We start from the raw sequence: 8,247 nt of genomic DNA, 5'->3' as shown, positions 1-8,247 counted from the left end.
TGTCCAGAGCCCTAATGGACGGACCGAGGCGTTCGACCGTCAGTAAGGTCTGGCCCAAAAAGTTCGTGAAGCAAGGTTGGTCAAATCCGGCCCGGCGCGAGATCAACCTGCAGCAAATGCTGGCCGACCGGCCCGACTGCACGTCGCCTTGCTCTTTCGCCGTGCCGGCACCGCACCGAGGCCCGGACCTGTAGCCGCGTCGCCTACGACAGGCCCGGCGGTGCAGCGAGGTGACGCGGCGGCCTCGATCAACCGCCGCGACGCTCCGGCGTGTGGCGGAACCCCAGCGAGCCGACATCGCCGATTATACGCTGCCTCGCCATCCAACTCGGGCGCCTACGGCCGGTGTCGCAGGCGAGGCGGGGAGGGTGCTTCTGGGGGCCGTCGGTCGCAGCGTCAGACCAACGGCCCGAGTGAGTCGACGCTACCATCGGCGCGATTCTCCAGACTAACGATCGCTGGGAGGCGGTGGAAGAGAGTTAGTGCCGCAGTCGATCAATCTTTCGACAAGCGGTGGCGCGCTGGCCGGCCTGGAAGCGAGGGAGTTTGCCGCACATCGGAGGAAATTAATGGACGGTTGCGCGCCGCGGCGACCCGTTGCCCCAGGTGGCGAGCTACAAAGATGAAAACTGAACGAGGACGCGTGGAAGGCCATCAGGCTCACGTTATAGGAGATGTCCAACCCACTCGTTGGAAGTCGCTGTTGTCGCTGACAACAGCAAGTCGGTGCACAAAAGTCGCTACCCACCGTTGGACACGCCATTAGGCGTTAACAACTCGTTAACCCTTTAATTCTTGCTCAAATCATAGAATCGTGGCCATCTCTCAAGACGGAGATCAGGCGTCTGACGCGCAGAAGCCGTCTTGAGAAAGCAAATGCCAAGCTTAGCGGAAGATTCGCTTACCATGAGCGAGACTGCGTCTGCGCGGATCACCCGGCATGCCGGCATCCTTTCCGGCCAGCTTCGCTCGCTGGCTACAACGCTTTTTCCGCCTTCAGCCAGTAAGTCTCTCCGCTCGTTCACCTCAGGGGAGGTGGCGCGAATTGCCCGCGTCTCCGACGGGTATCTTCGACAGCTCTCGCTGGACGGACTTGGACCAACCCCAGCGACCGGACTTGGGGGGCGCCGATCATATACTCTGGCTCAGATTCACGAGTTGCGCGCGTATCTAGCCACGGCTCGGCCCCGAGAAGCCCTGGAATTTCTCCCGCGCCGCCGCCCGGGCGACAAGCTTCAAATTATCACGGTCGCGAACTTCAAGGGCGGTTCCGCCAAGACAACGACGGCATTGTATCTTTCCCAATACCTCGCGCTTGCCGGCTTTCGGGTCCTCGCGATCGACATGGATCCGCAAGCTTCGCTTTCCGCAATGTTCGGGTACCAGCCCGAGTTTGACATCGCGGCGAACGAGACGCTCTACGGCGCCATCCGATATGACGAACACCGGCGGCCAATGCGCGAGATTGTCCGGCCGACCTATTTTGACGGGATAGGTCTCGTTCCGGGCAATCTCGAACTGATGGAGTTCGAGCACCATACGCCTCGCGCAATGATCGAGCGGCGTGAACGCGGACACGACCTGTTCTTTCGCCGCGTCGCCAGCGCCATCGACCAGGTCGCCGACGACTATGACGTTGTCGTCATCGACTGCCCACCCCAACTCGGTTACTTGACCATGGGCGCGCTAAACGCGGCAACCGCGATGCTGGTGACCATCCATCCTCAGATGGTCGATGTCGCATCCATGAGCCAATTTCTCCTCATGACCTCGGACCTCATGTCCGTCATCGAGGAGGCTGGCGGGCGACTCGATCACGATTTCATCCGGTATGTCATCACGCGTCATGATCCTAATGACGTGCCCGAAGCGCAAATCGTGGCGCTTCTCCGGACTCTTTTTGGATCGGATGTGCTCCAGGCCACTGTGTGGAAATCGACTGCGATCGCCAACGCCGGTCTCACTAAGCAATCACTCTATGAGCTGGAGCGCGGCGCCGTAGGGCGCGGCGCCTACGACCGGGCGTTGGAATCGGTCGACGCGGTCAATGCCGAAATCGCGCAACTTCTTAAGAAGGTGTGGGGTCGATGAGCAAACGCACTGACACTATCAAGAGCCTTTTCACGGCCCCGCAATCAACTGCGTTGTCAGCTGACAACATGCCAGGTGCCCTGCCGCGGGTCTCGTCAGGCTCGGTCCGCTCGTTGAAAGACTCTTTTTCCGAAGTCGAGAAAGAGAACGAGGAGCTTCGCGAAAGAATCGCATCCGGGGCCATGATCCTTGAAATCGACCCCTCGCTTATCGATCCGTCTCCGTTGGCCGACCGCTTTCGCGACCAAGCTGATAGCTCGTTCGAGGCACTTAAGCAGTCGATCGCACAGCGTGGCCAAGAGGTGCCCATTCTCGTTCGGGAGCATCCTGAAGCAAAAGGGCGCTACCAGAGTGCGTATGGTCATCGACGCGTCCGCGCTACGCGCGAACTAGGCATTTCCGTCAAAGCGATCCTGCGAGCTCTTTCAGATGAAGCGCTTGTCGTGGCGCAAGGACTCGAGAACGCTCCACGCGAAGACCTGAGTTTCATTGAGCGCGCCACCTTCGCGATGCATATCGAAGATGCCGGGCATAGCCGAGCAATCGTGCAAGATGCGTTGTCGGTCGATCGGGCGGAGGCCTCGAAACTCCTTGCTGTCGCTCGATCGGTTCCGGCCGAAGTTGTTCAAGCAATCGGGAAGGCTCCGAAAGTTGGCCGCGGCCGCTGGCAGTCATTCGCTGAATTGATCAAGGATGCCGCGGCGCTCAAACGTGTCAGAGCGGCGATTGCTGAATCGAAATTTGCAGAGCGAGAAACCGACGCCCGGTTTCTTGCAGCATTCACAGCGGCAAGCCGTCCATCTTCCGCGGGCACATCGAAGGCTTCCGAAGAGAAGCCGGTCTTTTCCGCATCCGGAGACAAGATTGCGCACGTGCGTCACGCCGAGCGCGAATTGAAGCTTATCCTCGACAAGAATGTCTCGGCGACATTTGCGGCATTTCTTGTCGATCAACTCCCGGCGCTGTTCGACGCCTTTTCCAAGACGAGCAGTGGTCAGGAAACTACCGAGGCCTGACGGCCTCGTCCCGTAAACACGAACCAGGAGCAGACAAGGCAAAAGAAAAAGGCCCCCGAAACGGAGTTCCGGAAGCCCTTCTCTTCAAGTTTGGCGACTGACAGAGAATCACTTTCGCGAATCGCAGTCAAGAGTTTCTACGCGATTTCATCGTCGTTTCGGCGAGCAGGTTTCCTTTGCCCATCTGAGGCAAAGACATGCAGTCACATTCTCCAACGACGCCCTTTGGGCGGCGATCGTTGACGCTTGCCCACGTGGCAAGCCAGATGGTCGCAACCGAACGCCCTCCCGAAAAGATCGTGCACAAGTGGAAGATCTTCCACGCCATCTGTACGGCACGGCCGCGCCTTGGCGTCTCCGAGCGCTCGCTGTCGGTGTTAAATGCGCTCCTGACCTTCCATCCTGAGACCGCGCTCACAGGAGAGGATGATCTGATTGTCTTCCCGTCGAACCATCAGCTCAGCCGGCGGGCGCATGGCATGCCGGCATCGACGCTGCGGCGTCACCTCGCTGTGTTGGTCGACGCGGGACTGATCGTTCGGCGCGACAGTCCAAATGGGAAGCGGTATGCGCGGAAGGATGGTGCTGGCGAAATCGAGCTCGCCTTCGGCTTCGATCTGTCGCCGCTCGTCGTGCGTTCGGAGGAGTTTGAGCGCCTGGCGGCTGATATCGAAGCCGAGGCCCGCGCCCTCAAGCTCGTGCGCGAGCGGATCACGCTGTGCCGGCGCGACATCGCGAAGATGATTGCAACAGGCATCGAGGAAGCCGTCCCGACGCGGAGGGGAGGGCAGGGGCCTGCCGATTGGCAGGTCGTGCATACCGCCTTCCGTGCGATCGTCGATCAGATTCCGCGTACTGCCACGCGCCAGCAGCTCGAGCCGATCGCCGAAGAGCTTTCGCAACTTGCAGACGACGTGCTCAATCTGCTGGAATCGCATATCAAATCCAAGAATCCGAGCGCCAATGAGTCCCACTCTGAGCGCCACATACAGAATTCAAATCCAGACGCCCTTATTGAACTTGAACCTGTCCTTCGAGAAGGCAGGGCGGCGGGAGCTGAGCCCAAACCTCAGCCATCGCGAGTCGGGGAGGGAGCTTATCCGTTAGGAATGGTCCTGAGTGCGTGCCCGGACATCGTCGATTATGCGAAGGGTGGGATTTCGAACTGGCGCGATCTCCTGGCCACAGCGGCCGTTGTACGATCGATGTTGGGGATCAGTCCGAGCGCCTGGGAGGAGGCGCAAGCGGTCATGGGCGAGGTCCCCGCAGCCATCGTCGTCGCGTGCATCCTGCAACGTGGCGCCGCGATCAATTCCGCCGGCGGCTATCTGCGCGGTTTGACGCGAAAAGCCGAGGTCGGCGAATTTTCGCTTGGCCCGATCCTGATGGCGCAGATCAATTCCCGGCGGCGAGACAAGCAGCGGGCGTGAGGCAATGAGGTGCCGCTCCCAGACCTTGCCTTTTTCGTGTGATCGAAGGTGCGCGCTGGCACGGCTGCTGCACTGTGTCGGTGCAAAGCCGTTCGGAGAGATCGTCATGGCAAAATGTCCTCCAATCATGCTCACGCCGTTCTTCCAGCTTCGCGATGAAGACGCCGTGGAGCAAGGGATGTACGTGGCAGGTTTCGCCGACGAGGCGGGCGAGGCTTGGGGGACGCTGGTCCCGTTGGATGCGGAGATGGTCGAGAACGCCGTTCTGGGGCAGCAGACGTTTACCGTCTGGTGCAACTCTGACGGTTGCATCCAACCGCAGCCGACCAGCGATGGCCTGTTTGAAGAGCTTCTGGAGAGGGGCCAATTGAAGGAGATGCCCCTCGATGAACTCGTCGCCGAAGCCATCGAACAGGGCAAGAATGAACCGAATGATGACATCCTCGATATGTTCGAGACCCTGCATGATCGGTTGGTGCGGGCGCAAGGCATGGTCGCTGACGAGATCGCGCGGCGCAGGCGATGACTCCGCGCGCCGCGTATGCGCCTGCGCGGTTCAGTTCTGCGTCGAGCGCGCGAGTTGGCTGCAACAACGGTCGCGGCTGTATTTCTTCAGAACGGCTCCGGGCCAAGAGCAAGGCCGAAGGCCATAGCCGCCACAAGGGTGAACAGCAGACCGGCACCGCAGAAGATCGCGATGGTCTTCAGTTCCTCAACGTCGGTTGCCGGACGTCTGACGCGCGAAAGCGCCCTCGCCAAGGTGGCTATCATCTGTCTCCTCCGAAGAACGCGAGACGAGACCATAGAGGACCGGGCCGCGGAGCCGTGTGAGCTACGTCTCAATGACAGCTCGATTTTCGAGAGCCGGTTGGCGGGCAAGCATTGCACCAGCTCGGTGCCGCCGATTTGCAGTTGTCGACCACGCATCTCGACGCTGTCGAGCGGCACGGCTATCTCGTAGCAAAGAATGCGAAAAGCGGGCCGAGATGGCCCGTGGACCGAGTCGTGAACACTCGTCCCGCTTGATGAAGACACCGAAAACTGACGACCGGCCCGCGCTCGGACGACGTCTTAAGCTTCGCCGGACCCGGAAAACAGCGCCGTCGGTGGCATCGCGCGCGGCGGCGGAAGAGTCCGACCGCCTCCGGATCCTGGTTTGCTCTTGAGGTCGTATCGCTGGGCTAGGTCGAGTAGCCGCCGCCTGGTGAACGGGTCTGCGTTCTCGGCCAGATTGCGCGCCCGCTGCGCAAAGCCCCTGTAAAATTCTTCCACGACGCCACCCCCCGCAACACCACTGAAAACCGGATTTCAGTGTGAGACGCGCTCCGCGTCAAGCGGTCTGATGCATGCGGACAATTTCGGCGATCTACTTGTGCTCGCGGCGCACCGGGAACTAAGCTGGTCCTAGCAGGGAAAAACCATGACTCCGCTCTACCTGAGCCGGAAGCCGTGCCCGACGACGTCGCGCCCAGTCGGCCGCGCTCCGTCTGCCTGGTCTGCGAGGACGATCCGCTGCGCGATCCCGCCGCCCGGAAGTGGGCGGAAAGCCCGCTGCGGCCGCCGGCCAAATAACGTTCGAGTCGAAATCGAGCCCGGCAGCCGGATTGCTGTAGAGGCCAATGGTGCTCACAACCCTCTCCAAATGCTGTTGCAATCCGAACGCCCAGCTTCGTTCCATCGCGCGCGCCGGCGGAACCGCTCGGACTCGGTGGCGGCATGTCCAGCGACGCTAGCATCTGTCTGACGCCTCGCAGCGCGGTTGGTCGCATGGATGGGGAGGCGAGGTTGCATCCACATGGCGAGGACACGGCATGCCTGGTTGTCGATCTTGCGACGGCGACTTCGACAGGAGGCGCCGTCATTGATGACAGCGACGATCTCCATCGTAGGTGACGACGCGGTGCTTAGGTGGCCTGCTTAAGGTGAACTACATTCCGCTGCGACGCGCGTTGCCTTGAGATGCGAATGACCGAGCCGACTAGCGCCTGTCTTTATTCCATGTGTTTTCGCGGCGGGCGCACCCATCTGCGTCCTCGATAAAGGCTGGTCTGACCGAAGGCCGATCCCGCTTTGCGGGCTCTCGATCTTGTCCCTGCAACGTCCGTCCTCGACTTTCTTCCCCTGGCGCTGCGCACCATTCCTCGCGGTCCAAGAAAGTCGCTGCCGGCCGCCCTCCATTTCATTTCGGCCCTTTGGGTGCAGGTCGGTCGCCTCCGGTCTCACGACCGCCATCGAGGTCGCGATAGGCGCGGCCCGAGAAAACAAAGGGAATGAGACAATGGCTACCATCGGCACCTTTACCTCCACGGGCAACGGCTTCTCCGGCGCGATCAAGACGCTCAACCTCAACGTCAAGGCCAAGCTGATCCGCGTCGAGAACCCTTCCGACAAGGGACCGCACTTCCGCATCTACTCCGGCAACGTCGAGTTGGGCGCTGCCTGGCAGAAGACCGCGAAGGAGACCGAGCGCGACTATCTCTCCGTCAAGCTGGACGATCCGAGCTTCCCCGCTCCGATCTTCGCCACCCTGACCGAGGTCGAAGGTGCGGAAGGGCTCCAACTGATCTGGTCCCGGCCGAACCGGGACTGAAGCTCAGCCAGTGGGCTCCGCCGCAAGGCGGGGCCTGCTTCCCTTCGATCGGAGATACGATCATGACCATCGACACCATTGAAGAATTACGCGCGGAGCTGCGCGGATGCGTATTCACGCCGGCGGAGCGCAAGGCGCTCGAATTCGAACTGGCTGAACTCATCCGCCAACGCAACGAAGCGCTTGCGGCCGAGGAGGGGGCATAAGCCCCCTCGTCTTGCGTCTTATGATCCAGCGTCGCTAGGTCCGCTGCTCCGTTGAGGACATCCTTGATGGCTTTGGCAGGCGCAAAAGTCAGCTTCCTGGAAGCTGTGATCGCAATCGTTGCGCCGGTCGACGGATTGCGACCCTCACGCGCGGGGCTATCCTTGACCTTGAATTTGCCGAACCCAGGAAGGCTCGTCTCGGCTCCGCTTACGGCCGCATCCGCGATCGCCTTGAACACGCTATCGACGATCGTTTTCGCCTGAGCCTTCGTCAGGTCGTTCTCGGCTGCAATCTTTCCGGCGATCTCATCGGCAGTGGTCATCGGACGAGCTCCGTCTTGTTTCGATTTTGCTCGGTCCGACATCAAGGGCGTGGAACAGATAGAGCCGGCATCACATGCAGAGCCTTAATCCCCGGCTGTCGGGACGCGCGCGTCGCAATACTTGGTTTGTAATTGCGGCTGTCTTTATCGCAACGGCCGGCCGTGGACGAGCTCGAGCTGGCGACACGACTCTCGCTCGCGATAGGTAGAATGTATTCTCATCGATGCAAATAGCCGTCGCATAGAAGCATTCGTGTCCCGTAGGCAACTCTTGCAGCAGTGGACGCTCGGGCGAGCCCCTCCGGGGACGGCTCTACTCGCGCCGCGCTGCGACGCTCCCGGAGCCCGCAAGCGGTCTCCGCGCTTCACGTGACGATCCTCTCGCGACCGTGTCGCAGAACCGCCCAGCAACGAGCATGGGCGGCTGACGCGGAAAGCGGAGGTCGGGGAGTTTTCCCTTTGGCCGATCCTGATGTCGCAGATCAATTCGCGGCTGCATGAAAAGCGACGTGCCTAAGGCGATGGAAGTCTGCGCCTCGCAGTATCAGCGCCTTGGACCGATGCGGTGGCACGCCTTGCACCGGCTTGGAA

The 8,247-nt window shown here is 60.9% G+C and carries 8 protein-coding genes and 1 pseudogene; 6 read left to right on the top strand and 3 right to left on the bottom strand.

Annotation, left to right across the window (positions count from 1 at the left end; all coding sequences use genetic code 11):
• The first annotated feature begins 876 nt into the window (after positions 1 to 876).
• The 4 genes from repA (at position 877) to IVB12_RS07770 (ending at position 5,063) form a co-directional block, all read left to right on the top strand.
• Positions 877 to 2,091 (top strand): plasmid partitioning protein RepA, encoded by a 1,215-nt coding sequence (gene repA, locus IVB12_RS07785; protein ID WP_247297394.1) that lies wholly within the window; start codon positions 877 to 879, stop codon positions 2,089 to 2,091.
• Positions 2,088 to 3,107, top strand: coding sequence for a plasmid partitioning protein RepB (repB, locus tag IVB12_RS07780; protein ID WP_247297392.1), 1,020 nt, complete (start codon positions 2,088 to 2,090; stop codon positions 3,105 to 3,107). Before repA ends, repB begins: the two co-directional genes overlap by 4 nt.
• 197 nt (positions 3,108 to 3,304) lie before the next feature.
• Complete coding sequence (gene repC, locus IVB12_RS07775; RefSeq protein ID WP_247297391.1) at positions 3,305 to 4,537, top strand: plasmid replication protein RepC; 1,233 nt, start codon at positions 3,305 to 3,307, stop codon at positions 4,535 to 4,537.
• A 106-nt stretch (positions 4,538 to 4,643) separates the two neighbouring features.
• The gene (locus IVB12_RS07770) at positions 4,644 to 5,063 is read left to right on the top strand and encodes a hypothetical protein (protein WP_247297389.1); all 420 of its coding nucleotides are present in this window, start codon (positions 4,644 to 4,646) and stop codon (positions 5,061 to 5,063) included.
• A gap of 86 nt (positions 5,064 to 5,149) precedes the next feature.
• Here the strand turns inward: IVB12_RS07770 and IVB12_RS07765 are convergent, their stop codons facing one another.
• Together IVB12_RS07765 and IVB12_RS38345 are read right to left on the bottom strand one after the other, a co-directional pair.
• Positions 5,150 to 5,485, bottom strand: coding sequence for a hypothetical protein (locus IVB12_RS07765; protein WP_247297387.1), 336 nt, complete (start codon positions 5,483 to 5,485; stop codon positions 5,150 to 5,152).
• A gap of 123 nt (positions 5,486 to 5,608) precedes the next feature.
• Entirely contained in the window at positions 5,609 to 5,809 is a 201-nt protein-coding gene (locus IVB12_RS38345; RefSeq protein ID WP_247297380.1) for a hypothetical protein, read from the bottom strand.
• Positions 5,810 to 6,815: 1,006 nt separating this feature from the next.
• On the opposite strand from IVB12_RS38345, the gene IVB12_RS07755 reads away from it, so the two are divergent.
• Positions 6,816 to 7,127 (top strand): DUF736 domain-containing protein, encoded by a 312-nt coding sequence (locus tag IVB12_RS07755; protein WP_247297378.1) that lies wholly within the window; start codon positions 6,816 to 6,818, stop codon positions 7,125 to 7,127.
• Positions 7,128 to 7,189: 62 nt separating this feature from the next.
• The gene (locus IVB12_RS07750) at positions 7,190 to 7,333 is read left to right on the top strand and encodes a hypothetical protein (protein WP_247297376.1); all 144 of its coding nucleotides are present in this window, start codon (positions 7,190 to 7,192) and stop codon (positions 7,331 to 7,333) included.
• 47 nt (positions 7,334 to 7,380) lie between these two features.
• Here the strand turns inward: IVB12_RS07750 and IVB12_RS07745 are convergent.
• Positions 7,381 to 7,656, bottom strand: a pseudogene (locus IVB12_RS07745) (HU family DNA-binding protein); the annotation flags it as partial.
• Positions 7,657 to 8,247 lie beyond the last annotated feature (591 nt).

Source organism: Bradyrhizobium sp. 179 (genome assembly GCF_023073535.1).
GTDB lineage: Bacteria > Pseudomonadota > Alphaproteobacteria > Rhizobiales > Xanthobacteraceae > Bradyrhizobium.
Note: the sequence above shows the minus strand (reverse complement) of the source record. Positions and strands in the feature narration are given on the sequence as shown.